This is a genomic window from Caballeronia sp. LZ043, from assembly GCF_031451075.1.
Taxonomy (GTDB): Bacteria; Pseudomonadota; Gammaproteobacteria; order Burkholderiales; family Burkholderiaceae; genus Caballeronia.
In genome coordinates this window covers 1,003,986-1,027,169 of sequence record NZ_JARUXT010000004.1, presented here as the reverse complement: position 1 = coordinate 1,027,169, position 23,184 = coordinate 1,003,986, and the positions used below count along the sequence as shown (strand labels likewise).

Sequence of the window (23,184 nt, the reverse complement as noted above, 5' to 3'; positions counted from 1 at the left end):
CGTCGCAAGCCCATTCAACACCGCGCGTACTCTCGAAACCGTGGACATCCATATCACGCTGCACGGCCGTCGCGACCTCACCGGCCAGATCTATGCGCAACTGCGCGCGGGCATCGTCGAAGGGCGCCTCGCCGCGCATGCACGCCTGCCTTCCACGCGTAATCTCGCCGCCCAGCTCGGCGTGTCGCGCAAGACCACGCTCGACGTCTTCGAGCGCCTGATCGCCGAGGGCTTCCTGCGCACGCGCGCGGGCGACGGCACCTTCGTCGCCGATGGCCTCGCGCGTTTGCCCGGCGCGCGCGCCGAACCGCAGTCGGCCCGTGCGCGTGCCGCCGGCATCTGGCGCCAGCTGCCCGAGCGCATGACCATGCCGATGCCGCCCGCCGGCGAACCGCTCGACTGCGACTTCAAGGGCGGCGTGACCGACCGGACGCTGTTTCCGCACGACGCATGGCGCCGCTGCGTCAACCGCGCGCTGCGCACGCAGGCGCGCGCGGACGGCGGCGTGGCGGGCTATCGCGACCCGGGCGGCGAGCAGGAACTGCGGCTGGGCATCGCGCGCTATCTCGCGTTCAGCCGCGCGGTGACCTGCAACTGGCAGGACGTGCTGGTCACGCAGGGCGCGCAACAGGCGCTCGATCTGCTGGCGCGCGTCGTGGTCCGTCCGGGCGATGTCGTCGCCGTCGAGGAGCCCGGTTATCCGCCGGCACGCGCCTTGTTTGCGTCGATGGGCGCGCGGCTCGCGCACGTGCCGGTGGATGGCGAGGGCATCGTCGTGAGCAGGCTGCCGCGCAACACGCGGCTTGTCTACGTGACGCCGTCGCACCAGTTCCCGCTCGGCATGCCGATGAGTCTCGAACGGCGCGTCGCGTTGCTCGAATGGGCGGCGCGGCGCGGAGCGGTGATCGTCGAGGACGACTACGACGGCGAATTCCGCTTCGAGGGACGGCCGATGGAGTCGCTGAAGAGTCTGGATCATGCGGGCGTCGTGGCGTATGTCGGGACGTTCTCGAAGACGCTGTTTCCCGATCTCAGGCTGGGCTATGTGGTGCCGCCGCCGAGCCTGTCCGTGCCGCTATGGCAGGCCCGGCAAATCTGCGACTGGCACGGCTGCATGCTCACGCAGACGGCGCTCGGCGCCTTCATGCTCGACGGCGAATTCGCGCGGCATCTGCGGCGCATGCACAAGGCCTATGCGGGGCGGCGTGCCCGGTTACTCGTGCATCTGAACGGCGCGCTTGCGCCATGGTTCGAGCCGCTGCCGGCGTCGGCGGGCATTCATCTGGCCGCGCGGCTCAAGGCGCCGGGGCGCGAGGACGAAATCGTCGCGGCGGCGCGGGGCGTGTCGGTCGGAATTGCCGGGATACGCAGGTTTTATGCAGGCCAGCCGACGCAGCAAGGCGTGCTGCTCGGTTATGGCGGAACGGCGGAAGCGGTCATCGAAGAAGGCATGACGCGGCTCGCGGCGTTGTTGAGCGCCGGAAGAGTCAATCGACGTTCGTGACCATGCCGGGGATTTCGAGCAATGGAAGGTCGCCCAGGTTTTCCTGCGCCAGCCGTATGGCTTCGGCGATGAGCGCCTCCTTGTTCGCATTCGGAAAAGCGGCCCTGCTCTCGCCCTGGGCCCGAAAGATCGCCGCGATTTCGACCGGCCCGGTCTTGATGAGCCTTTCGCCGTCGAAGGCGCCGCGCTGGATGAAGACATCGGGCCGCGTCATCACGATGACTTCGTTGTGTTCCTGATGGAGCCTTTTAGTGCTTGCGAGTACTTCCTCGGGCGAAATGATCGGATACCGGTCCGCCTGATCGAGAATGTGCCGCATCAGAAGACCGTTGCGCCCATGAGCGGGCATCGCCTGGATTCGGGCGGCCTGACTCGGGATCAGCCAGTTTTTCTGACGATCGAGATTGCCCTTGTTGCCATCGAAATCCATGTCCTTGAACGACGTCAGCAGAATGTTCTGCTTCGGAGCGCGCAACACGACGCCCACCGTCGCATAGGTGAAGCGGTTGTTTTCGTCGATGACGCTGGCGCTGATCGTGTCCCACTGATTCAGCGCCTTTGTACCCTCGCGGAACAGCTGCATGCCGTTCTCGCGTTCGAGTTCGCCGCAGTTGACGGTGTGCACGAGCAGGCGGAACGCAGCGTAATCGCTGTTTGCAAGGGTTGCGGGATCAGAAAATGCCGATTCGTCCCACGCGTCCACACTAGCCGATGAAACGCCCGGCAAAGGCTGGGTATGGGTGCGCTGGATCTGCGGCTCGAGCTGGCTTCGGCGCGTGCGCTCTCCGGGCGCGGCAGCCTTCTTCTTGCGAAACGAGGCGCGGCACAGCGGCGCGCAATACTGGGATCTGGGCACGGTCACGGCTCCTTCGGGTCATCGCCGACCCGTAGGCAGGTTTTAACTCGAAACCGTGTCTCAAAAAACGCTTTTCTTGTCGATGCGGACGCACCACCGCGACTGTTTCCGCTACACGGCATGCCTCCGCGGATCATTCCACTCGCGCTGCCGGCCACGCGCGTCGATCACGGTGGCCGGTCCGGTTCGCGCAACAACGAATCACTGATCGCACAACAAGAGCAACTTCTCCTGCGCCGAACACGTCGCCTTCTTCACACGCTGCATCGCGCCATCCTGCTGACGGGCCGACACCTGCCGCGTCGGGTTCTGCGACTGCTCCGCCGCCGCCGTGCGTTGCGCAATGCAGGCGCGCAGGTGCTTTTCCATCGGCGGATAGTATTTCCAGCCGCGGGTGAGCGGCGGCAGTTCGAGATGCACCTGCTTCCACTTCGGATGCCCTTGCGCCTGCAGCGTGTCGAAGTTGGTGCACAGCGAATCCGCGAACTTCGACAGCGCGCCCACCGTGCCCTTCAGACCGTAGTCGTAGGTCACGAGGAAGGCCTTGACGGTGAGCGTCGGCGTGTCTTCCTGAATCCAGTTCGGATAACTGGACGTGCGGATCGTGGCCGGGAAGTAGGTCTGTTTCGCGCGGGCGGTTTCGGGTGCGCTGGCATCGAGGCGCAGCAGCTTGATCTGCTTCAGCAGTTCCGGATTCATGTCCTGGAACAGCTTGGCCGGCTGGCCCGCGACGATCACCGCCACATCGATCTTGCCGACGATCAGCTTCGCAAGCGAATCCTCGTTGTTGAGATGCTGCTCGTTGGCGTCGGCGATCGGTTCGCCGAACATCAGCCGGTACAGCGTTTCGGCCGACTGCGCCGTGCCGCTGCCGATCGGCCCGACGCTGATGTTCTTGCCCTTGATTTCCTGGATGTTCTTCATCGGCGAATCGGCGCGCGCGACGAAATAGATCTCCTCGTCGTAGAGCGGCATGATGAGCCGCAGCGGCTTGATGATCTTGCCGGCTTCCGCGTTGCCGGAGGTCGCCATGTCCATGTATGCCTGATACACGTCCGACTGCACCAGCGCGAACTTCACGCCCGGCTCATAACGCATGCGCTGGACGTTTTCGGCGGAGCCCTTCGACGGCAGCACGTCGAGCTCGATGCCCGCCGGTTCGGCCACAAATTTCGACAGATCCTGTCCGATCTGGATATAGGTGCCGCGCTCCTGACCTGTGGTGATCTTGTAGGGAATCGGATCGGCTGCGAAGCTGAGCGGTGCGCCGGCGAACCCGGTGATCCCCGTGACGGCGACGAGCGCAAGCAGGCCCCGTGCGGCATTGCTCATGCGTTGTTTGATGAACATGATTGTCCCTTGGTCGGAGTTGGACGTCTGCTCTGAAACTCGCGCGTTGCCGGTACAGGAGAAGGTGGCGTACGGTTGGCGCGCAATCCGGTCGTGCGTGGTCACTCACATGCGGCCCAAGGCGCGTTGCGCGAAAGGCGGTGTGTGCCATGCGTCGTCGTTGTCGGTGCTTTCGGTGCTGTCTCTGCTGTTTTTTGCTGCTTTTTTGCTGCTGCCGCTGTCTCTGCTCGTTCTTGTTCTGCGTGCTCTGCTTGTTTTCGTCGTGGCGCTCGTGATTCTTTTTCTTGTGCGCGGGTCAGGCTTGCTGCTTTTTGTCGTCCGTCGCTTGCTGATCGCTTATTGCGAAGGCTTCTGGCTTCGGCTCGAGTCGCCGTTGCTGCTCCAGCCATACTGCTTGATGGCGCGTTCGAGCTCCTCGGATTTGTCGGAGTCGAGATGCGCGCCCGCCGGCATCGGCGCAAATTGCGGCGAGGCCGCGGTCGCAGCGGACTGCGCACTGCGCGTCGCGACGGCCGGCGTCGTCGCGGGGCTTACGGTCGCGGCCGCTGGTGTCCCCGTCGCCGCCGTTGCCGTTGCCGCGGCGGCCGCCGCGCGCGGCGCGACGACGTTCGGCATGGGCTGCGCGACCGCCGCCGGCGGCTTCGGCGCGGCGGCCGTGGTGGCCGCCGGTGTTGTCGCGGCTGTCGTGGGAACGGTGAGAGCGGATGGCTCGATCGAACTGCTCTGTCCCGTTGATTGCGGCGGCCGCGGCACCGCCGATCGCACGGCGGGCGCTGCCTGCTGCGGCGGGTCCTCGCCGAGGTAGTAGGGCGTGCGCGGATTCGCGGCGCGCGTGGCGGGCTGGGCGGACGGCGCGGAGGACTTCGGCTCTTCTTCGCCGAGATAATAAGGCGCGCGCGGCGCGGCAGCCTGTGCGGCTGGAGCCGGGGCTTTGACGGCCGGCTGTGCCTGCGTTGCTGACTGGGTTGGCGCGGGCGCCTGCGTCGCTGCCTGCGCGGCCGGAGCCGGCATGGTTCTGACAGCCGGCTGCGCGGGCGGTTGTGCAGCAGCCTGCGTTTGCGCGGGCGCCTGCACCTGTGCCGGAGGCGCCACAACCGCAGGAGCGGGCACCTTCGTGACAACCGAGGGCGACGGCGCGACCGTCGCCGCCGTGATCGCATTGGTCGCGACTTGGGCGCGGGCAATTTTCTCCGCACGCGAATCGTAAGCGGCGTCGGCGCGCGCCTCTTCCGCCGCCGCGCGCGCGGCCGCGCTGCGTTGCGCCGCGCGCTGCCGCTCGGCCGCTCTCTGCGCGGCGCTGTTCGGCTTCGCCGCAGGGGCCGCTGCTGCAACGTTTGCCTGCGCAGGAGCGCCGACAGCCGGCTTCGGCGTCGTGTTCGCGGCGTTCGCGGAGGGCGCGGGAGCGGTGGCGTCGGCCGTGGGACCCGACGGCGTCTTCTTCGCCAGCGCCGCCGATGCGCTCGGCGCCAGCCAGCCCGCATGCGAGATCACATGTTCCAGCATGGCCTGCGATTCGACGTTGCCGCCATCGAGCGCGAGGGCCTCACCCGCGTTCTGCTGCACGCACGCCCATGCGGACGTGCGTTCGCAGGCGCGCGCCAGTTGCAGCGCGGCGTCGCGCTGCAGTTCGCGCTTGACCAGTTCGTCCTTGAGCGTTTCATACTCCTCGCGCGCCTTCTGCTGCGCGGGAAGCGCCTTGAGACGCGCGCGGGCCGCGCCGAGATCGTGCTGGTCGAGGGCGGTGCGCACGCTGCTCAGCGGATCGCCGGAAGCCAGCGCGCGGGGCTCGGCCGGCGCGCGCCGGGCAGGCGTGATGGAATTGTTAGCCGGGTTGCCCGTGTCGATTGCGCCGCGCACCAGCGGACCGACCTTCGAATCGATGGCGCCGGAGACGCTGTGATCGGCGGAGGCGGCATTGTCGCCGTCGGAGTTGCCGGACTGTTGCAGATAGAACGCCGCGCCAGCCAGCAGCACGACGCCGCATGCCGCCGCGATGAATGTCTTGTTGCGGCTCCAGCGGTCGGAACCGGGCAGGGCGTCGGGGTCGTTGCTGGAGTCGGCGTAGGCGCTGCGGGCGTGCATTTCCGCGCGCCGCGCGCGGTATTCCGCCGCTTTCTGCGCGATGCGTTCGCTCGCGCGCTTGGCGTCCCAGGCCGGCCAGCCGGGCCGCAGCGAGGGTTCGGCACGGTCTCCACCGCCGAGGGACGCGCCCGCCGAAGCGGACGCCGCGGCAGAGGCCGAAGCCGTCTGCTCGAACATGCCGGTGTTGGCCGAAGCCGGGGCGGCGGCGCGCCTTGCGCCGAGCGCGGCGGTGCGGTCCGCGCCGCAATTGGGACAGCTGTCGGCGTTCTTGCGCATCGTGCTGCCGCACCGCTGGCAGACGACGGAGAACATCGATGCAGGAAACGTCAAACGCGTGGTCATGCTTGAAGCCCTCGAAGGACATGTGCGTGAGGTTGCCTGTTCGCGTGGCCGCCGGATGCGCGCTTGCGCGGCATCTGAACATCGGGACGAAGTCCCGCAGCAGCAATCCTTCGTACGGTTTCCTCGCGTGGCATACCGCGAGTGGAAACGTCAGCCCGAATATGGTTCAACCGCTTTCGGACGTCAATTGCCTTTCGCACCTATCTCGGGCCGTCGAAACCTGCATGACTCACGCGGCAGAACGGCCGGCTGGCCGTCTCGCCACCTCGTATCGTGCCCGGACACGTCACACGTGCCCGGCACATGGCCCGGATATGGATGTGAAAGCGTCGGATCGCTACGGATGGGCGGCGCCGGAGCAGGCATCGCGCGATACGTCTCGCTCTCTCGCTCACTATGTTTCTGACATTTTGGGATCGGCCCGGCGGTTTTGAGCCGCCATTCCTTAGCCGTTTGCCGACAAGGGGGCGTGACTGAAGGATAAACCACTGATGGCAAAGCAAATCGCGCATGTCATGGCTGGCGACATCTGAAACGTCTTGTTGCATCTCGCCGACGCATCGCTCAAGCCCCTTGAGATCCCGGCGAAAAAACAGCTTTCTCAGGGTTCCGAAGCATCGTCCGGAAGGCGATCGTTATTGCTGCATGCGCTCCCCAAAAGCAACACGGGCCGCAGCGCGCGTGACGCGCAGCGGCCCGTGCTGAAACTTTGGAAGCGCTTACTTCGCCAGTTGCAGCGTACCGTCGATACGGCGGTTCAGGCCGAGCGGGTTCTCCGTCTTGAGGGCGTCGGGCAGCAGCGCGTCAGGCAGGTCCTGATAGCTGACCGGACGCAGGAAGCGGTTGATCGCGAGGCTGCCGACGGAGGTCGAGCGGCCATCCGCCGTCGACGGATACGGGCCGCCGTGCACCATCGCGTGTCCGACTTCCACGCCCGTGCCGAAACCGTTCACCAGGATGCGGCCGGTGCGGCGTTCGAGCGCGGGCAGGAAGCTGCGGGCGTCGGCGTGATCGGCTTCATCGATATGCAGCGCCGCCGTCAGCTGGCCTTCCAGCGATTCGATCAGCTCGCGCATCGCGGCGAGGTCCGGGCAGCGCACCACCAGCGACGACGCTCCGAAAATCTCTTCCTGCAGTTCATGGCTCTTGCGGAAGGCATCGGCAGTGGTCACGAACAGCGCCGACTGGCCCTGGTTCTCGCCCTTCTGCTCGACGCCGCGCGCGGCGGTCGTCACGCCCGCGTGTTCGGCGGCGCGCGTCACGGCGCCTTGATAGGCCTTGCAGATGCCCGGCGTCAGCATGGTTTGCGCGGCCGTTTCCTTGAGCGCCGTAGCGGCGGCTTCGATGAACGCGTCGAGTTCCGGACCGTCGATGGCGAGCACCAGACCCGGATTCGTGCAGAACTGGCCTGCGCCCATCACGAGCGAACCCACGAACGCCTTGGCGATGCCTTCTGCGCGGTTCTTCAGCGCGCTCGGGAACAGCAGGACCGGGTTGATGCTGCTCATTTCGGCGTAGACGGGAATCGGTTCGGCGCGGGCCGCGGCGAGCTTCATCAGCGCCGTGCCGCCGCCGCGCGAGCCCGTGAAGCCCGCCGCCTTGATGCGGTTGTCCTTGACGAGACCCTGGCCGATGTCGCGGCCGCTGTCGAACAGCAGCGAGAAGGTGCCTTCGGGCATGCCGCAATCCTTCACGGCCTTTTGCAGCGCGCGGCCGACGAGCTCCGACGTGCCCGGATGCGCCGAGTGCGCCTTGACGATGACCGGGCAGCCGGCGGCCAGCGCCGATGCGGTGTCGCCGCCGGCGACCGAGAACGCGAGCGGGAAGTTGCTCGCGCCGAACACGGCGACCGGGCCCACGCCGATGTGACGCAGACGCAGGTCGACGCGCGGCAGCGGCTTGCGTTCCGGCTGGGCCGGGTCGATGCGCACGCCGAGGAAATCGCCGTTACGGACCACGCCCGCGAACATGCGCAGCTGGCCGACGGTACGGCCGCGCTCGCCTTCGATACGCGCGCGCGGCAGGCCGCTTTCCATCATGCAGCGCTCGATCAGGTCGTCGCCGATGTCGAGAATGTTCTGCGCGATGGTTTCGAGGAAAGTGGCGCGGGCTTCGGGCGAGGTTTCGCGATATTGATCGAACGCCGTCCACGCGAGCGCGCAGGCCCGTTCGAGGTCGTCGGCCGTGGCGCCGCCGAAAGCCGGTTCGATGGCCGCGCCGGTCGATGCATTGACGGCCTTGATGGAGCCGTTCGAGCCGAAGCGCGATTCCTGGCCGATGAGCAGGTTGCCTGTGAGTTGCATGATGTCTCGTCCTTGCTTGAATGGATTCATGGCGGCCCGTTGGTGCCTGTCGGTGCCAGTTGTACGATGACCGCTCCCTGCGCCGACTATACGGCCTCCGACGCCGGGCTGTATAGTGAAACCTTTCCATCGCATGATCGCTTTCAGGAATCACCCCGGGCGCGGCGGCCACGTCGCGCGGGGCGCCAGACCATGAAGAACACACTGGACGTGCTGATGTCGCGGCTGCGCATGAAGCAGCTGCAATTGCTGATCTCGCTGGACGACCACAAGTCGCTGCACAAGGCGTCGAGCGCGATGGCCATGACGCAGTCCGCCGCCAGCAAGGCGCTGGCCGAGCTCGAATCGATGCTGGAAGCGCCGCTGTTCGAGCGCGCCAAGACCGGGCTGATTCCGAATCCCTTTGGCCGCTGCGTGGTGCGTTATGCACGCGTGCTGGCCGCCGATCTGAACTCGCTCTGCCATGAATTCGCGCAGATCCGCGCAGGGACGGGCGGACGGCTGACGGTCGGGACCATCATGGGCGCGGTGCCGGGCGTGGTCGCGCCGATCGTCAACGAAATGCACGCGAAGCATCCGGATCTCGCCATCGAAGTGCTCGAGGACACGAGCGCGCGCATGCTGCCGATGCTCGACGACGGCCGCGTCGATCTCGTTATCGGCCGCTCCAGCGTGTCCGATCAGCCGTCGAAGTATCACTACCAGCCGCTGATGGACGAACCGTTGTGCATCGTCGTCGGGCAAAGGCACGAGCGCACCGGCGCGCGCGAAGTGGGCTTCGCCGATCTCGCGCACTACCGCTGGGTGACCTATCCCACCTATATGCCGATGAGCGCGCTGCTCGAACGCGAAATGGACCTTGCCGGCCTGCCGATGCCGGTCAATCCCATCTCCACGGCCTCGCCGCTGCTGACGGTGAGCCTGCTCAAGCAGAGCGCCGAGCTGGTGTCGATCCTGCCCGCGAGCGTGGCGCGCGAGTTCGAGCGCCACGGCATGCTGCGCATCCTGCCGGTGCGGATGAAGTCCAAGTCGCAAACGTTCGGCATCGTGACGCGCAAGGGCGGGGCGCTGTCGCCGGCGGCGCGGCAGTTCGCGCAGATGCTGCGGGAACAGAGCCGCGTGCAGTGACGTTCAGCGCGCTCAGCGCGTCGCGACGATGAACAGCCGCGGAAAGGGCAGCAGCACCGTGCCGTCGTCCTGCACCGTGTAGGCGGCGCGCAGGCCTTCGCGATAGCGGTCGAGGAAGGCCTCGGCTTCGTCCGCATCGAGCTTCGCGAGGAACGGCCGCAGCGCGCTGCCCTTGAACCATTCCACGATGCCTTCAATGCCGCCTTCGAGCGGATGGTGATACGTGGTGCGCCACACGTCGACTTGCGCGCAGTGCGGCTTGAGCCGCGTGTAGTACCACTCGGCGCCGTGCCGCGCCGTGCGCTCGACGCCTTTGAGCTTGCCGCGCCAGGGGCCGTCGGCGGCGGCTGCGCGCATCGCCTGGTGCGCGGGTTCGTCGAGATTGTCGGGCATCTGCACCGCGAGCCGCCCGCCCGGCGTCAGCCGGGCCGCGAGCGACGGAAACAGCGTCGCGTGATCGGGCAGCCATTGCAGCGAGGCGTTCGCGAGAATCAGGTCGTACAGGCTGTCGGTGCACCATGCGCCGATGTCGGCAAGCTCGAACGCAATCTGCGGCAGGCGCTTGCGCGCGGCGTCGAGCATGTCGGCGGAGTTGTCGATGGCGGTGATGTGCGCGTCGGGCGCGAAGTCGAGCAGCGTCTGCGTCGAATTGCCCGGGCCGCAGCCGAGGTCAACGGCCGTGCGCGCCGTCGCGGCATGCGTGGCACTGAGCAGATCGCGCACGGGGCGCGTGCGCTGTTCCTCGAACACGGAGTATTGCGCGGCTTGCCAGTCCGACGAGGGCGTCGTCATGTGAGGCTCCATTCATGTGGGTCGAAAGATGGCTATATCCGAGAGGATACATATCCGTACGCGTGATTTGGTTCCCTGCCAGCCGGCGCTCTTGAAGGACATGTTGACCTGGCGCACGTACAGCTTACCGATACGCCCATCGTAAAGCCCAAGTTAACGCTCGGAATTACCCCTTTGTGAACAGGCATCGTCCTATACTGGCGTGGCGTTCGCGGGCGCTGGCCGACCCCAGGCAAGCCGCCCCGGCGCAGTGCTTTCGACTGTGAATCAGGGTTCCTTGCGCGGCTTCATGCGGCGCCCTCAAACGGAAATCGGCAGATGAGCGACACGTCAGTCGGCAGCTCGAACGGCCTCGTGGCCGCGCTGCGCGCACAGCAGCAGACGCTTACCGAGCAATGGATGAAGCTCGTGTTCGGCGATCAGGAAGTCGAACACTCCGACCAGCTCACGTACCGGCAACTCGCGGATCATCTGCCGGACATCTTCAATGAAATCTGCATCGTGCTGGAATCGCGCAATATGCGCGACCAGGAAGGCGCCATCGAACGCAATGCGCGCCAGCATGGGCAATGGCGCTGGCAGCAGGGCTATCGTGTCGATGAACTGGTGCGCGAGCTCGATCTGTTCCGGCAAGTGCTGCTGCTCGCGATCGGCGAGTATGCGAGCACCCATGACGATTTCTCCCGCGCCGACGAAGAACATGCACGCCTGATGACCGACGAAGTGGTGAGCTTCGTCACGCTGGCGTCGATCCGCGAGGCGGTGGGCGAGCGCGATCGCAAGCTCGACGAATACACCGGCATGCTCGAGCGCGCCAACTACGAGCTGACGCTCAGGCAGAAGCTCATCAGCGAACTGTATGAAACGCGCATGCAGGTGACGCGCCGCGTCGCTCACGACCTGCGCAATTTTCTCAACGTGTTTTCCACGGCGCTGCAACTGGCATCGCGTTCGCCGGCGAAGCGCGACACGGCGCTCGGACTCGCGAACCGCCAGGTCGCCGACATGGCGACGCTCGTCGACGAAATGGTCGAATACTCGAAGGTTCTCGGCGACGATTCGCTGCTGACCGTGGAGTCGTTCGATCCCGTCGGCCTGTTCGACGAACTCATGCAATCCTGCCGCGTGTCCACCGAGGCCAAGGGGCTCAAGCTCATCGGCCAGCTCGACGCCGATCTCGGCGCGGTGACCTCCAACCGCCTGAAGGTGAAGCAGGTTGCGCTGAATCTGCTGTCGAACGCGATCAAATACACGTCGGCGGGAGAAATCGTGTTTTCCATGTCCGCCGTGCCCGGCGAGCGCTGGAAGCTGCTGGTCGCGGACACGGGCGTCGGCATTGGTCCGGACGATCAGGAGCGCGTGTTCGAGGAGTTCGAGCGCGCCGCCGATGACGATATCCCCGGCGCGGGACTCGGCCTGGCGATCGTCAAGGAACTGTCGCGGGCGCTCGACGGCGAGTTGCGTTTCGACTCGGCGAAGGGCCGCGGCAGCGTGTTCGAGGTGACGTTCCCGCTGGTGCTCGAACCGAAGCCTGCCAACGGCGCTGCCTCATGAAACAAAAAAAGCGAACGGGCTGCCCCGTTCGCTTCCGGTCCTCGTGACAACAGCCCGCATGCGAGGCATGCGGGCCGCGAGCATTACGCCGTCACGGCTTCTTCGACCACTGCTTCATCGTCCACCGACGAGCGGATCAGGTGATCGAACGCGGAGAGCGATGCCTTGGCGCCTTCGCCGACCGCGATCACGATCTGCTTGTACGGCACCGTGGTGACGTCGCCGGCGGCGAACACGCCCGGCAGCGAGGTGGCGCCCTTCGCATCGACGACGATCTCGCCGTGCTTCGACAGCTCCACCGTGCCCTTGAGCCACTCGGTGTTCGGCACCAGGCCGATCTGCACGAACACGCCTTCCAGTTCCACGCGATGGCTTTCGCCCGAGGCGCGGTCCGTATAAGCGAGCGCGTTGACCTTCTTGCCGTCGCCGAAAATTTCCGTGGTCTGCGCGTTCGTCACGATGGTCACGTTCGACAGGCTGCGCAGCTTCTTCTGCAACACGGCGTCGGCGCGCAGCTCGGTGCCGAACTCGATCAGCGTCACCGCCGCGACCAGACCCGCGAGGTCGATGGCCGCTTCCACGCCCGAGTTGCCGCCGCCGATCACCGCCACGCGCTTGCCCTTGAAGAGCGGGCCGTCGCAGTGCGGGCAATAGGCCACGCCGCGGCCGCGATACTCGCGCTCGCCCGGCACGTTGATTTCGCGCCAGCGCGCGCCGGTCGAGAGAATCACGGTCTTCGCCTTCAGCACCGCGCCGCTCGCGAGATGGATCTCGTTGATGCGGCCCGGCACGAGCTTGTCGGCGCGCTGCACGTCCATCACGTCGACTTCATGGCTCTTGACGTGCTGTTCGAGCGCGGTCGCGAACTTCGGTCCTTCCGTTTCCTTCACCGAGACGAAGTTCTCGATGGCCATCGTGTCCAGGGTCTGGCCGCCGAAGCGCTCCGCGACGACGCCCGTTGCAATGCCCTTGCGCGCTGCGTAGATCGCGGCCGCCGCGCCGGCAGGGCCACCGCCGACGATCAGCACGTCGAACACCGGCTTGTTTTCCATTTCCTTCGCGGCGCGGGCCGGCGCGTCCGTGTCGAGCTTCGCGAGGATTTCCTTCACGCCGCTGCGGCCCGAGCCGAAGCTTGTGCCGTTGAGGAACATCGTCGGCACGGCCATGACCTGGCGGTCTTCCACTTCCTTCTGGAACAGCGCGCCGTCGATGGCCACGTGCTTGATGCGCGGATTGATGAGCGCCATCATGTTCAGCGCCTGCACGACTTCCGGGCAGTTCTGGCACGTCAGCGAAAAATACGTTTCGAAGGCGAAATCACCGTCGAGATTGCGGATCTGTTCGACGGTCGAGTCGTCGAGCTTCATCGGATGGCCGCCGGTCTGCAGCAGCGCCAGCACGAGCGACGTGAATTCGTGGCCCATCGGGATGCCGGCGAACTGGATGCCCGCAGGTTTGCCCGGCTCGCCGATGGTGAACGACGGCCGGCGTGCGCCCGCATCATCTTTCTGGACGACGCTGATCCGCGAGGACAGCGAGGCGATGTCGTCGAGCAGGCCTTTCAGCTCGCGCGATTTGTCGCCGTCGTCGAGGAAGGCGACGAGTTCGATCGGCCGGGTGACCTTTTCCAGATAGGCTTTCAACTGATTCTTGAGATTGGCGTCGAGCATGGCGAGGTCCGTTCCGTGACTGGTACAGGCGTGCTTCGATACGGCACTGAAGTTTTCAGCGCCGCAGCGTAAGCGTTGGGGTGTTGCTGGACGCGCCGCTTGCGCGCGGTGCGTCCCATTCGACTCGCTGGAGGCGCGGGTCTTAGATCTTGCCGATCAGGTCGAGCGACGGGGTCAGCGTTTCAGCGCCCGGCGTCCACTTGGCGGGGCACACTTGACCCGGGTTCTTGGCGATGTACTGGGCTGCCTGAACCTTGCGGAGCAGTTCGCCAGCGTCGCGGCCGATGCCGTTGTCGTGCACTTCGCACAGCTTGATCTCGCCTTCCGGGTTGATCACGAACGTGCCGCGCAGCGCCAGGCCTTCTTCCTCGATCAGCACGTCGAACGCGCGCGAGATGGCCAGCGTCGGATCGGCGATCATCGGGTACTCGATCTTCTTGATCGTGTCCGACGTGTCGTGCCATGCCTTGTGCGTGAAATGTGTGTCGGTCGACACCGAGTAGATTTCCACGCCGAGCTTCTTGAACTCTTCGTAGCGGTCTGCCAGATCGCCGAGTTCGGTCGGGCACACGAACGTGAAGTCCGCCGGATAGAAAACGAACACCGACCACTTGCCCTTCAGGTCTTCATCGGTGACGGTCACGAAATCGCCGTTGTGGTAGGCGGTTGCTTTGAACGGCTTGACTTGGCTGTTGATGATGGGCATTACCAGTTTCCTTTTGGAGTGGTGTTGAAGAAGTAAGTGAACTATACAGTAAAGCTATCGTTGCTGCGAAGTGGATTGATTTTATTGTCGGGATAGGGCGAGTCTATCGGGCCGATATTGGATGTTTTCCCGCATACGGCATTCTGATTGCACGCATCCGTCGCGGTTCCTTCTTAGCAGCTTTTTACATTGTCAATATTCAAGGAGGCGTCATGAAAATCGGCATCATCGGAGCGGGGAATATCGGGGCGGTGCTGGCGCTGCGCTGGAGCGAGAAGGGGCACGACGTGCGTATCGCCAATTCGCGCGGCCCGGCGACGCTAGCCGACGTGGCGCGCGAGACCGGCGCGACGGCGGCCGAGGCGCGTGACACGGTAGCGGGCGCGGAAGTCATCGTCGTGACGATTCCCGAGGCCAAGGTGCCGAATCTGCCGAAGGACCTGTTCGCGGGCGTGGCGGCGGGTGTCGTGGTCATCGATACGGGCAATTACTACCCGCGCCAGCGTGACGGGCGTATCGACGGAATCGAACAGGGGCTGCCGGAGAGCCGCTGGGTCGAGCAGCAGATTGGCCGGCCGGTGGTGAAGGCGTTCAACAACATTTATGCGGACCATCTGCGCAATCGCGGCAAGCCGGCGGGCGAAGCGGGGCGTATCGCGCTGCCGGTCGCGGGCGACGACCCTCAGGCGAAGGCGCTCGTCATGCGGCTGGTGGAGGAGATGGGCTTCGATGCGGTGGATGCCGGAACGATCGACGATTCCTGGCGCCAGCAGCCGGCTACGCCCGTCTATACCGCCGATCTCGACGCCGCCGGCTTGCGGGCCGGGCTCCAGCAGGCGGATCCGGTGCGCAAGCCCGAATGGCGCGCCACCGACGCGAGTCCCGGCACGTTCGACGCGCCCGCCTGAGGCCGCGCGGGGGTGAGGGTGTTTCGTGCGTTGGAACGTTCGTACGGGTAAATGCGGGAGACGGCGCACCTCATGAGACAATCGGGCACACTTTCCTGATGGGCTTTATCATGGCAACCCCGGCTGGCGCGTGCTGTCTGGCCTGACCGGGCGTCGTGGACTTGCTGATTGACTATGAAAACCGCTTCTCCCTCGCAGGATGTGCAGGATCCCCAGCCCCGTTTTGGCGAGTGCGACGCATGCGCCGATGTCGAACTCGTCGCCACCGCCACCATTCCCACCCGCTACGGCACCTTCGGTTCGTATGTGTATCGCGTGAAGCATACGAACGTCGAGCACATCGCCTTCGTCATGGGCGACGTGAGCAACGGCGATTCGGTGCTGACGCGGCTGCATTCCGAATGCGTGACCGGCGATGTGTTCGGCTCGTATCGGTGCGATTGCGGCGAGCAGCTGGATCTCGCGCTGCGCTACATCGCCGCCGAAAGCCGCGGCATCCTGCTGTATCTGCGTGGGCATGAGGGCCGTGGCATCGGGCTGGCCAACAAGATCCGCGCGTATGCGCTGCAGGAGCAGGGACTCGATACCGTCGATGCGAACCTGCACCTCGGCCTTCCGGACGACGCGCGTGAGTACGACTCCGCCGCGGCCATCCTGCGGGCGATGAAGGTGAAGTCCGTGCGCCTGATGAGCAACAACCCGTCGAAGTTCGACACGCTGCTCAAGCATGACATCCCGGTATGCGAACGCGTCGCGCTCGCAATCCCGATGCGTGAGGAAAACGAGCGCTATATCAAGACGAAGCAGGCGCGGTTTGGGCACTACTTCGAGGAGAACGAGTAGCGTGAGTAAGCTCGACTGGGCGCCCCCTCAACTCGCGTCGTGAAAAATCACCCCGAGCATATGCCGCCGACCCGAGCGCAGGCGGCTCACGCCATGCCGGAGGTTCACCCGATACGGCCCGCGCGTCCCCTGCACCGGCCGATGATGCACGGCAAACAGCACCGCATCGCCCTGACTGAGCGGCACCACTTCCGCGCGCGATTGCATGCGCGGCCGCTGTTCCGTCATCACGAACTCGCCGCCGGTGAAATCGCGTTGCGGCGCTGACAGCAAGATGGCCATCTGGATCGGAAAGACGTGCTCGCCGTACAGGTCCTGATGCAGGCAGTTGAAGTCGCCCGCCACGTAGCGCAGCAGCAGCGGCGTGGGGCGCGTCTGCCCTGCGCGATGACAGCGGTCGATGAACGCATCGTGTTCGCGGGGATAGCGCGTGTCGATCCCCATGATCTCGTTCCACCGGTTCGCCACCGGCACGAGATGCGGATAGACGGCGCGGCGCATATCGCCGATCACATCAGGCAGCGGATGCGCGAAGTACTTGTATTCGCCGCGCCCGAAACCGTGCCGCTCCATCACGACGCGGCTGCGGAAGCCGCTTTCGCGATCGTAAAGCGCGGCCAGCGCCTCGCACTCCCCGCGCGAGAGCAGGCCTGGCGCGGTCGCTGAACCGAATGCATCGAGTTGTGCTTCGAGGCTGGCCCAGTCGAGCGCGTCGATGCGCTCGCTGACCGCCGGCGGCGCTGACACAGACAAGTTCATGCTGGATCTCCGAAAAAGCGTGATTCTGCTCGCCACGCGCGCGTCACGCACTCCGGGTCTTGCGCCGCAATTCAAGAACGCGAATGGTCTAGTGCGGCAGCGCCGTCATGGCTGTCTCGTCGATACGCCCTCGCAGCGCGTTTCGCCGCGCGTCCATCCGGGCGCCGAGCGTGACGAGATCGAGTTGCGCGCGGCGAAGTTCGGGAAAGAGCGTCGTTTCTTCTTCCGCGACATGACGCCCCGCATGTTCCTTGAGCATCCTGAAGGTGGCGTCGAAGCCGTCTTCGCCGGCCGTGAGCGACGCCAGGCGATCGATCAGCGAAGTCATCAGGAAATGCTCGACATAAGCTTCGTCGACGTCGATGTTCCCCTGTGCGGCGAGCGCATCCTGAGCCATCGGATAGAGCAGTTCTTCTTCGACGATCGCATGGATCGTCAGCAGTTCGCACGCGCGCTGCACCAGCGATTGCTTGTGTTCCGGCGCGGCGGCGCCGGCGCGGTCGAAGGCATCGAACAGCTGTTCGAGCGCACGGTGATCGGCTTCGAGCATGTCGAGCGCGTCCGGATGTCGCGGGGAGTGAACGGTGGACATGTGGGGGTTCTCCAGATGAGGGCTCTACGGCCTGGCAGGGATCACGTGTGTTCCCGAGGTGCCGGAGAGAAGCAAAGCGAATGCCCGCGATTGCATCGGTTAACGGCGGCATCGCGCCGGTCTAAATGGTCGCTGCCGATCTGCGCCAGGTCACGATGTCGCAGCACCTTCACCTGCCACCACGCCGGCAGCAGACGCCGCACCTCGGCGCGTGCGAAGCGATCGTCGATCAGGTACAGCACGCCGCGATCGAGCGGCCCGCGTATCACGCGCCCGGCCGCCTGCACTACTTTCTGCAGGCCCGGAAACAGGTACGCATAGGCATAGCCTTCGCCAAAGGCTTCGTGCATGCGCGCGCGCATCTGCTCGTTGACCGGATTCAGCTGCGGCAGGCCGAGCGTCGCGACGAACGCGCCGACCAGCCGCGTGCCCGGCAGATCCACGGCCTCGCCGAACGCCCCGCCCAGCACCGCAAAGCCGACGCCGCGTCCGTCCGGCACGAAGCGCTCGAGAAACGCGTGCTGCTCCGCCTCGCTCATCGCGCGGGATTGCTGCCAGCAGGGAATCGACGGATGCCGTTCGATCAGCGCGGCCGCCACCTGCGTCAGATACTCGAAGCTGCTGAAGAAGCTCAGGTAATTGCCCTCGGCCTGGAAGAACTGGGCGGCGATCAGATCGGCAATGCGCGCCACGGAATGGGCGCGGTCGCGATAACGCGTCGAGACATCGGCGATCGCGCGCACGTCGAGTTGCGTGGCGTCGAATGGCGACTCGACGTCCACGCGCACGCACGACTCGGGCAGGCCGAGCGTATCGGCGTAGAAGTGCGCGGGTGTGAGGGTCGCGGAGAACAGCGCGACGCTGTGAGCGCGCGCGAAACGCGGCGCCAGATGCGGCCCGGGCACCACGTTGCGCAGGCACAGTACAGCCGGACGCTTGCCGCCGTGCGAGCGCTCGAGCGCGATGTCGAAGATCGAATGCGCGCCGAAGCGTTCGGCGATGCGCGCGAAGTGAATGGCATCGAAATAGAAGCGGAGGATCTCGGGCGTGAAGCTGTCGGGCTGTTCGGCGAGCACCTCGGTCATGTGCGAGACCGCCTGAGCCAGCGCGCCGAGGAAACTGGCGGGCGCTTGCGCGTAGGCAACGTAGTCGGTGTCGGCTGCGCGCTGCTCGCGCGCCGTCTCGTTCCAGCAGCGCGCGACGCGACCGAGCGGCTTCTTCAGCCACGCAGGCGCGCCGCGGCGCATGGCGTCGAAGGCGCGCTGGTCGAGTGTCGCCGAATACATGCCGCGCGCGCGTTCGACGAGGTTGTGCGCCTCGTCGACGAGCACCGCGACGCGCCAGCGGTTCGCCTCCGCGAGCGCGAACAGCATCGCGCTGGTGTCGAAGTAATAGTTGTAGTCGCCGACGATCACATCGGCCCAGCGCGCCAGTTCCTGACTCAGATAGTACGGACAGACGTCGTGCGCGCGCGCCACTTCGGCGATCGACGCGCGGTCGAGCAGAGGACGCTCGAGCGCGGCGGCGCGCGCGCCGGGCAGGCGATCGTAGAAGCCGCGCGCGAGCGGACACGCATCGCCGTGACAGGCGCGGCCCGGATACTCGCAGACCTTGTCGCGCGCGACGAGTTCGATGACGCGCAACGGACGCGCGGCCAGCGTCGTCAGCGCGTCGAGCGCGAGTTGCCGGCCGGCGCTCTTGGCGGTGAGAAAGAAGATCTTGTCGAGGTGCTGCCCGTGCCAGGCCTTCAACAGCGGAAACAACGTGCCGACCGTCTTGCCGATGCCCGTCGGCGCCTGCACGACGAGCCGCTTTCCCGACACGGCCGCCCGATACACCGCCTCCGCGAGCGTGCGCTGGCCGGGCCGAAAACCGGCATGGGGAAATGTGAGTGAATCCAGGGCTTGATTGCGGGCCGCGCCGTGCGCCAGTTCCTGCCGCGCCCAGGCGATGAAACGTTCGCATTGCGTGTCGAAATGCGTGGCGAGCGCGTGCGCGGTCTGAGTCTCGACCAGCACGGTTTCGGTTTGATCGACGATGTCGAAGTACACGAGCGCGATGTCGATTTCGGCAAGCCCGAGCTTGCGGCACATCAGATGTCCGTAGACGCGCGCCTGCGCCCGATGCAGGTGACGATGATTGGCCGGCATCGCGTCGAGCTTGCCGCGATGCGTCTTGATCTCTTCGAGCCGGTTCAGCGCGGGATCGTAGCCGTCGGCGCGGCCGCGCACGCTGAGCGGGCCGTGTGTTTCCGCGAGGGAGATTTCCTTCTGGTAACCCGCGGGGCGCCTTGCAGTCACGGTCAGATGACCGGCGATGCCTTCCTGAGCGCTCGGCGCGGGTGTGAAGCGCAGGTCGAGATCGCCTTGCTTCGCCGTGAATTCGCACAGCGCGCGAACGGCAACGGTGTAGGCGGGCTCGGGTACTGTATGCATGTACAGCAGTCTAGCATGGGGAAAATGCGGCGAAGTGACATTCAGGACGCCCCCCGCACCCACTCCCCCAACGCCTTCACCGCCCCTTCAATCTGTCCCGACCACGGATGCCCGAAGTTGATCCGCACGTAATTGCCATGCGCATGACGCGCGGAGAAGATCGGCCCCGGCGTCACGTTGACGCCATGCTCCAGCCCACGCCTGTGCAACTGCATCGCATCGACGTCCGCCGCCAGCCTGAGCCACAGAAAATAGCCGCCCTCCGGCCGCACGAACGACACCTCCGGCGGCAGCCAGCGCGCAATCGCCGCTTCCATCTCGCCGCGTTGGGCGAGCAGGGCGCCGCGCAGCTTGCGCAGATGCCGGTCGAAGCCGCCATGCTGCAAATAATCGGCGATGCCCGCCTGAACCGGAATGCTGGTCGACAGCGTCGTCATCAGCTTGAGACGGCGCACCGCCTGCGCGTAGCGGCCCGCCGCGACCCAGCCGAGCCGGTAGCCCGGCGCGAGCGTCTTCGAGAACGACGCGCAGTGCATCACGAGCCCCTGGGTGTCGAACGCTTTCGCGGGCGGCGGCCGGTCCTGCGCAAAATGCAGCTCGCCGTAGACGTCGTCTTCGATCATCGGCACGTCGTGCCGCGTGAGCAGTTCAACCAGCGCGCGCTTCTTCGCAATCGACAGCGTCACGCCGGTCGGATTCTGGAAATTCGTCATGAACCAGCATGCGCGCACCGGATGCCGGTCGAGCACTTCGGCGAGCACGGCGAGATCCAGTCCTTCTTCGGGATCGACGGGAATCTCGACCGCCTGCAGTCCCAGATGCTCGATCGCCTGAAGCGCGGCGTAGAAGCAGGGCGATTCGATCGCGACGACGTCGCCCGGTTTCGTCACGGCCATCAGGGAGAGCGTGAGCGCCTCCAGCGCGCCGTTCGTCACGATGAGCGTGTCCACCGGCTGCGCGATCCCCATGCCGACGTAACGCAAGGCGATCTGCTGCCGCAGCGTTTCATTGCCCGGCGGCATGTCAGCGACCGTGCTCCACGGATCGAGCCCGCGCGCCGCCTGTCCGAGCGACTTCGCGAGCCGCGCCAGCGGGAACAGTTGCGGCGCGGGGAACGCCGAACCGAGCGGCGCGACATCGGGACGCTTGAGCGCATCGAGCACGGAGAACACGAGGCTGCTGACGTCGATCGGCGCGGGTTCGGCAAGCGCCGTCTGCGCGGCGCCGGCGCGCGGCGCGTCGAGCGTCGCGCCCGGCGTGACGTAGTAGCCCGAGCGCTCGCGAGCGCGGATGAGCCCCCATTCCTCGAGCAGGTAATAGGCGCGGAAGACCGTCGACTGCCCGACCCCGTATTGCGTCGTCAGATGCCGCACCGAGGGCAGGCGCGCGCCAACAGGCAAGCGGCCCGCGCGGATCTCGGCGGCCATCGTGTCGGCCAGGGCCTGGTAGCGCTTCATCGCGTGGTGTGCTGGAGTGGACGCGCATCGGCCGATGCGCGGCGCGAATTGTCGCACGGCGCGTGCGGGGAATATCGCGGCGGACTCGCGCGTTTGATCAGGGAGCGGCCCATGCGCCGCGCCCATTCTTAACTCGTCCGGAGGTGTGTCATGAAGTGCGCCAGAATCGCCGCGATCGTCGTCGCCTTGCTCGCCGGTCTGCTCGCGGGATGTCAAAGCGATGGCAGCGGCATGCCGCAGGGTTCGTCTTCAGGCAGCAGCAGCGGCCGGTACTAGGGCCGCCGGTCCGCGAGGCAGGCGCGGTCCGAAGGATAGAATCGGCGTTCCGCACTACGCCGCGCAGGAATGACAAGATGGACGCGAAGCACACCCGCAGCATCACCGACTGGCACGCCCACGTCTATTTCGATGCACATACGCGCGATGCCGCCTGGCAACTCCGGCTGGTCATCGAAGCGCATTTCTCCGATCTGCTGGAAGGCGGCGCGTTGCGTCTGGGCCGTTTTCACGAGCGACCGGTCGGACCGCATCCGGTGTGGTCGTTCCAGCTCGCCTTCGGCAGCGAACTGCTCGCGCCGATGCTCGAATGGCTGACCCTCAACCACGGCGCGCTCGATGTCTTCATGCATCCCAACACCGGCAACGCGCTGGCGGATCATCGCGATGCAGCGGTGTGGATCGGGCGTTCGCATGAACTGGTGTTGAAGACGCTGGGCGGCTGAATCCCCAGGCCTGCCTCTCAGACGCAACAAAGGCGGGTCATGCCCGCCTTTGTTTGTTCTCTTGATTGCCGCTGAAAGAAGCTTACTTCTTCGCGGTAGCCGCCTTGGGCACGGCACGCACGACGGCGCCGCCGGCCACTTCCGCGTCGCTCTGCGCGGCGTCCACGACCTGCTTGGCGGCCTTCCGGGCGGCTTCGTACGCGGAGTTGGCGGATTCCGTCGCAGCGTCGATGGCGGAGCGCCACGCATTCACCACGGCTTCGCTGCCGGCGGGCGCGTGGCTCGCGAGGCTCTCGACAAACGCCTGGACGTTGCGCTGCGATTTGCCGAGCTGATCCTGCACGGCTTCGATGTAGTCGCCACGGACGCCCGCGGCGATTTCGTAGACTTGCGTCCAGTAAGCCTGCGTGCGCTGGGCGGCGTCCTGCAAATTCTGGTTATGCAGCGTGAGGAATTCCTGCGGACCGCGCGCCGAGAACGCACGGAGGACGAACGCCTGCTGTTCGTCGAGCGCGGTCCTGATGGTGCGCGTGTTCAGATCGACCAGTTGTTCAAAGCCACCGACAGCCCGCGTGGCGAGGCCAAACGTGGCGTCTACTCCCGCCTTCTGCGACTCGACTACCTTTTCCGGCGCAAGACTGCTCATTCTCGACTCCAGGTGGTTTGATGCGTGATGGCGCGGGGCGCGCGATGATTGGTGCGGTGCAGCGAGCGACTCATTTTAATGAAACTGCTTCGCGTGTCAATTACGTGTTTCCGACCAGACATTAAACTAGTCCGATATTCGTCAAAATAATCGAAGGGAAATAAGCAAATGCGCTCGGACGATATATACGGTTTGATCACACATCACGTCATCAGACGTGTGCAACTGATCAATGGTTAAATTCTGAACAATATTTCAACTGCTGATAATTTATTCAGGATGGTCCGGAACGCACGCTCGTTCGGTCAAACCCTTGTCCAGCAGGACTTTGGGCGAGATGCTGGTAAACACCTAAGCCAATTATTACCGAATGCGATGTTTCCCTAGTTGACGCATTGATGTCGGAATTGAAAAAATCACGCACCGCAGCAAACGAGGGAAAGGCGTAATGCCGGGTAAGAATTTCGACGTAAATCGTGTCACCAGCCCGTCACTTCGCCTGTATAGGATTCACCCTCGCGCAAATCAGCCGGCG

Annotated in this window: 19 protein-coding genes; 7 read left to right on the top strand and 12 right to left on the bottom strand. The window is 65.5% G+C overall.

Features of this window, described 5'->3' with window-relative positions; translation table 11 throughout:
* Positions 1 to 40 precede the first annotated feature (40 nt).
* Complete coding sequence (locus QCE64_RS32260; protein ID WP_310008224.1) at positions 41 to 1,504, top strand: PLP-dependent aminotransferase family protein; 1,464 nt, start codon at positions 41 to 43, stop codon at positions 1,502 to 1,504.
* On the opposite strand, the gene QCE64_RS32255 is transcribed toward QCE64_RS32260, so the two are convergent.
* The 4 genes from QCE64_RS32255 to QCE64_RS32240 form a co-directional block, all read right to left on the bottom strand.
* Positions 1,488 to 2,360: a hypothetical protein gene (locus QCE64_RS32255; protein WP_310008222.1), complete on the bottom strand. Its 873-nt coding sequence runs from the start codon at positions 2,358 to 2,360 to the stop codon at positions 1,488 to 1,490. The genes QCE64_RS32260 and QCE64_RS32255 overlap by 17 nt on opposite strands.
* Before the next feature lie 201 nt (positions 2,361 to 2,561).
* Positions 2,562 to 3,710 carry a TAXI family TRAP transporter solute-binding subunit gene (locus QCE64_RS32250; RefSeq protein ID WP_309820634.1) on the bottom strand — a complete coding sequence of 383 codons (1,149 nt, stop codon included), beginning with the start codon at positions 3,708 to 3,710 and terminating at the stop codon, positions 2,562 to 2,564.
* A gap of 336 nt (positions 3,711 to 4,046) precedes the next feature.
* Positions 4,047 to 6,134, bottom strand: coding sequence for a zinc ribbon domain-containing protein (locus QCE64_RS32245; RefSeq protein ID WP_310008220.1), 2,088 nt, complete (start codon positions 6,132 to 6,134; stop codon positions 4,047 to 4,049).
* Between the two features lie 719 nt (positions 6,135 to 6,853).
* Positions 6,854 to 8,437 carry an aldehyde dehydrogenase (NADP(+)) gene (locus tag QCE64_RS32240; RefSeq protein ID WP_310008218.1) on the bottom strand — a complete coding sequence of 528 codons (1,584 nt, stop codon included), beginning with the start codon at positions 8,435 to 8,437 and terminating at the stop codon, positions 6,854 to 6,856.
* A gap of 192 nt (positions 8,438 to 8,629) precedes the next feature.
* Here QCE64_RS32240 and QCE64_RS32235 point away from each other — a divergent pair, with 192 nt between their 5' ends.
* The gene (locus tag QCE64_RS32235) at positions 8,630 to 9,565 is read left to right on the top strand and encodes a LysR family transcriptional regulator (protein WP_310008216.1); all 936 of its coding nucleotides are present in this window, start codon (positions 8,630 to 8,632) and stop codon (positions 9,563 to 9,565) included.
* A gap of 12 nt (positions 9,566 to 9,577) precedes the next feature.
* On the opposite strand, the gene tam is transcribed toward QCE64_RS32235, so the two are convergent.
* Positions 9,578 to 10,357 (bottom strand): trans-aconitate 2-methyltransferase, encoded by a 780-nt coding sequence (gene tam / locus QCE64_RS32230; protein ID WP_310008214.1) that lies wholly within the window; start codon positions 10,355 to 10,357, stop codon positions 9,578 to 9,580.
* 318 nt (positions 10,358 to 10,675) lie between these two features.
* Between tam and QCE64_RS32225 the strand changes: the two genes are divergently transcribed.
* Positions 10,676 to 11,911 carry a HAMP domain-containing sensor histidine kinase gene (locus QCE64_RS32225; RefSeq protein WP_309926700.1) on the top strand — a complete coding sequence of 412 codons (1,236 nt, stop codon included), beginning with the start codon at positions 10,676 to 10,678 and terminating at the stop codon, positions 11,909 to 11,911.
* Between the two features lie 83 nt (positions 11,912 to 11,994).
* Here QCE64_RS32225 and ahpF read toward each other — a convergent pair whose 3' ends face one another.
* Together ahpF and ahpC are read right to left on the bottom strand one after the other, a co-directional pair.
* Positions 11,995 to 13,581: an alkyl hydroperoxide reductase subunit F gene (gene ahpF / locus QCE64_RS32220; RefSeq protein ID WP_310008211.1), complete on the bottom strand. Its 1,587-nt coding sequence runs from the start codon at positions 13,579 to 13,581 to the stop codon at positions 11,995 to 11,997.
* Positions 13,582 to 13,723: 142 nt separating this feature from the next.
* Positions 13,724 to 14,287 (bottom strand): alkyl hydroperoxide reductase subunit C, encoded by a 564-nt coding sequence (gene ahpC / locus QCE64_RS32215; protein WP_309820620.1) that lies wholly within the window; start codon positions 14,285 to 14,287, stop codon positions 13,724 to 13,726.
* Positions 14,288 to 14,343: 56 nt separating this feature from the next.
* Between ahpC and QCE64_RS32210 the strand changes: the two genes are divergently transcribed.
* Together QCE64_RS32210 and ribA are read left to right on the top strand one after the other, a co-directional pair.
* Complete coding sequence (locus QCE64_RS32210; RefSeq protein WP_404987810.1) at positions 14,344 to 15,195, top strand: NADPH-dependent F420 reductase; 852 nt, start codon at positions 14,344 to 14,346, stop codon at positions 15,193 to 15,195.
* A gap of 174 nt (positions 15,196 to 15,369) precedes the next feature.
* Entirely contained in the window at positions 15,370 to 16,038 is a 669-nt protein-coding gene (ribA, locus tag QCE64_RS32205) for a GTP cyclohydrolase II (protein ID WP_309911040.1), read from the top strand.
* Between the two features lie 27 nt (positions 16,039 to 16,065).
* Here the strand turns inward: ribA and QCE64_RS32200 are convergent, their stop codons facing one another.
* The 4 genes from QCE64_RS32200 to QCE64_RS32185 all read right to left on the bottom strand — a co-directional run bounded on the left by QCE64_RS32200 (position 16,066) and on the right by QCE64_RS32185 (position 21,281).
* Positions 16,066 to 16,797, bottom strand: coding sequence for a 2OG-Fe(II) oxygenase (locus tag QCE64_RS32200; protein WP_309935009.1), 732 nt, complete (start codon positions 16,795 to 16,797; stop codon positions 16,066 to 16,068).
* Positions 16,798 to 16,885: 88 nt separating this feature from the next.
* Positions 16,886 to 17,389: a hemerythrin domain-containing protein gene (locus QCE64_RS32195; protein WP_309926690.1), complete on the bottom strand. Its 504-nt coding sequence runs from the start codon at positions 17,387 to 17,389 to the stop codon at positions 16,886 to 16,888.
* Between the two features lie 41 nt (positions 17,390 to 17,430).
* On the bottom strand, positions 17,431 to 19,824 hold the full coding sequence (locus QCE64_RS32190; protein WP_310008209.1) for an ATP-dependent DNA helicase: 2,394 nt from the start codon (positions 19,822 to 19,824) through the stop codon (positions 17,431 to 17,433).
* 41 nt (positions 19,825 to 19,865) lie between these two features.
* Positions 19,866 to 21,281 carry a PLP-dependent aminotransferase family protein gene (locus tag QCE64_RS32185; protein ID WP_310008207.1) on the bottom strand — a complete coding sequence of 472 codons (1,416 nt, stop codon included), beginning with the start codon at positions 21,279 to 21,281 and terminating at the stop codon, positions 19,866 to 19,868.
* 150 nt (positions 21,282 to 21,431) lie between these two features.
* Here QCE64_RS32185 and QCE64_RS32180 point away from each other — a divergent pair, with 150 nt between their 5' ends.
* Positions 21,432 to 21,557, top strand: a complete 126-nt coding sequence (locus QCE64_RS32180) for a hypothetical protein (protein ID WP_309935004.1) — start codon at positions 21,432 to 21,434, stop codon at positions 21,555 to 21,557.
* A gap of 77 nt (positions 21,558 to 21,634) precedes the next feature.
* On the top strand, positions 21,635 to 22,003 hold the full coding sequence (locus tag QCE64_RS32175; RefSeq protein ID WP_309926683.1) for a DOPA 4,5-dioxygenase family protein: 369 nt from the start codon (positions 21,635 to 21,637) through the stop codon (positions 22,001 to 22,003).
* A gap of 82 nt (positions 22,004 to 22,085) precedes the next feature.
* On the opposite strand, the gene phaP is transcribed toward QCE64_RS32175, so the two are convergent.
* Positions 22,086 to 22,649 carry a TIGR01841 family phasin gene (phaP, locus tag QCE64_RS32170; RefSeq protein ID WP_310008205.1) on the bottom strand — a complete coding sequence of 188 codons (564 nt, stop codon included), beginning with the start codon at positions 22,647 to 22,649 and terminating at the stop codon, positions 22,086 to 22,088.
* Positions 22,650 to 23,184: the final 535 nt, after the last annotated feature.

What these genes read in the sequence shown, in the direction of transcription:
- QCE64_RS32250 (WP_309820634.1), bottom strand. Translation starts at nt 3,710, where the DNA reads ATGTTCATCAAACAACGCATGAGCAATGCCGCACGGGGCCTGCTTGCG.
- QCE64_RS32245 (WP_310008220.1), bottom strand. Translation starts at nt 6,134, where the DNA reads ATGACCACGCGTTTGACGTTTCCTGCATCGATGTTCTCCGTCGTCTGC.
- QCE64_RS32240 (WP_310008218.1), bottom strand. Translation starts at nt 8,437, where the DNA reads ATGCAACTCACAGGCAACCTGCTCATCGGCCAGGAATCGCGCTTCGGC.
- QCE64_RS32235 (WP_310008216.1), top strand. Translation starts at nt 8,630, where the DNA reads ATGAAGAACACACTGGACGTGCTGATGTCGCGGCTGCGCATGAAGCAG.
- tam (WP_310008214.1), bottom strand. Translation starts at nt 10,357, where the DNA reads ATGACGACGCCCTCGTCGGACTGGCAAGCCGCGCAATACTCCGTGTTC.
- QCE64_RS32225 (WP_309926700.1), top strand. Translation starts at nt 10,676, where the DNA reads ATGAGCGACACGTCAGTCGGCAGCTCGAACGGCCTCGTGGCCGCGCTG.
- ahpF (WP_310008211.1), bottom strand. Translation starts at nt 13,581, where the DNA reads ATGCTCGACGCCAATCTCAAGAATCAGTTGAAAGCCTATCTGGAAAAG.
- ahpC (WP_309820620.1), bottom strand. Translation starts at nt 14,287, where the DNA reads ATGCCCATCATCAACAGCCAAGTCAAGCCGTTCAAAGCAACCGCCTAC.
- ribA (WP_309911040.1), top strand. Translation starts at nt 15,370, where the DNA reads ATGAAAACCGCTTCTCCCTCGCAGGATGTGCAGGATCCCCAGCCCCGT.
- QCE64_RS32200 (WP_309935009.1), bottom strand. Translation starts at nt 16,797, where the DNA reads ATGAACTTGTCTGTGTCAGCGCCGCCGGCGGTCAGCGAGCGCATCGAC.
- QCE64_RS32195 (WP_309926690.1), bottom strand. Translation starts at nt 17,389, where the DNA reads ATGTCCACCGTTCACTCCCCGCGACATCCGGACGCGCTCGACATGCTC.
- QCE64_RS32190 (WP_310008209.1), bottom strand. Translation starts at nt 19,824, where the DNA reads ATGCATACAGTACCCGAGCCCGCCTACACCGTTGCCGTTCGCGCGCTG.
- QCE64_RS32185 (WP_310008207.1), bottom strand. Translation starts at nt 21,281, where the DNA reads ATGAAGCGCTACCAGGCCCTGGCCGACACGATGGCCGCCGAGATCCGC.
- QCE64_RS32180 (WP_309935004.1), top strand. Translation starts at nt 21,432, where the DNA reads ATGAAGTGCGCCAGAATCGCCGCGATCGTCGTCGCCTTGCTCGCCGGT.
- QCE64_RS32175 (WP_309926683.1), top strand. Translation starts at nt 21,635, where the DNA reads ATGGACGCGAAGCACACCCGCAGCATCACCGACTGGCACGCCCACGTC.
- phaP (WP_310008205.1), bottom strand. Translation starts at nt 22,649, where the DNA reads ATGAGCAGTCTTGCGCCGGAAAAGGTAGTCGAGTCGCAGAAGGCGGGA.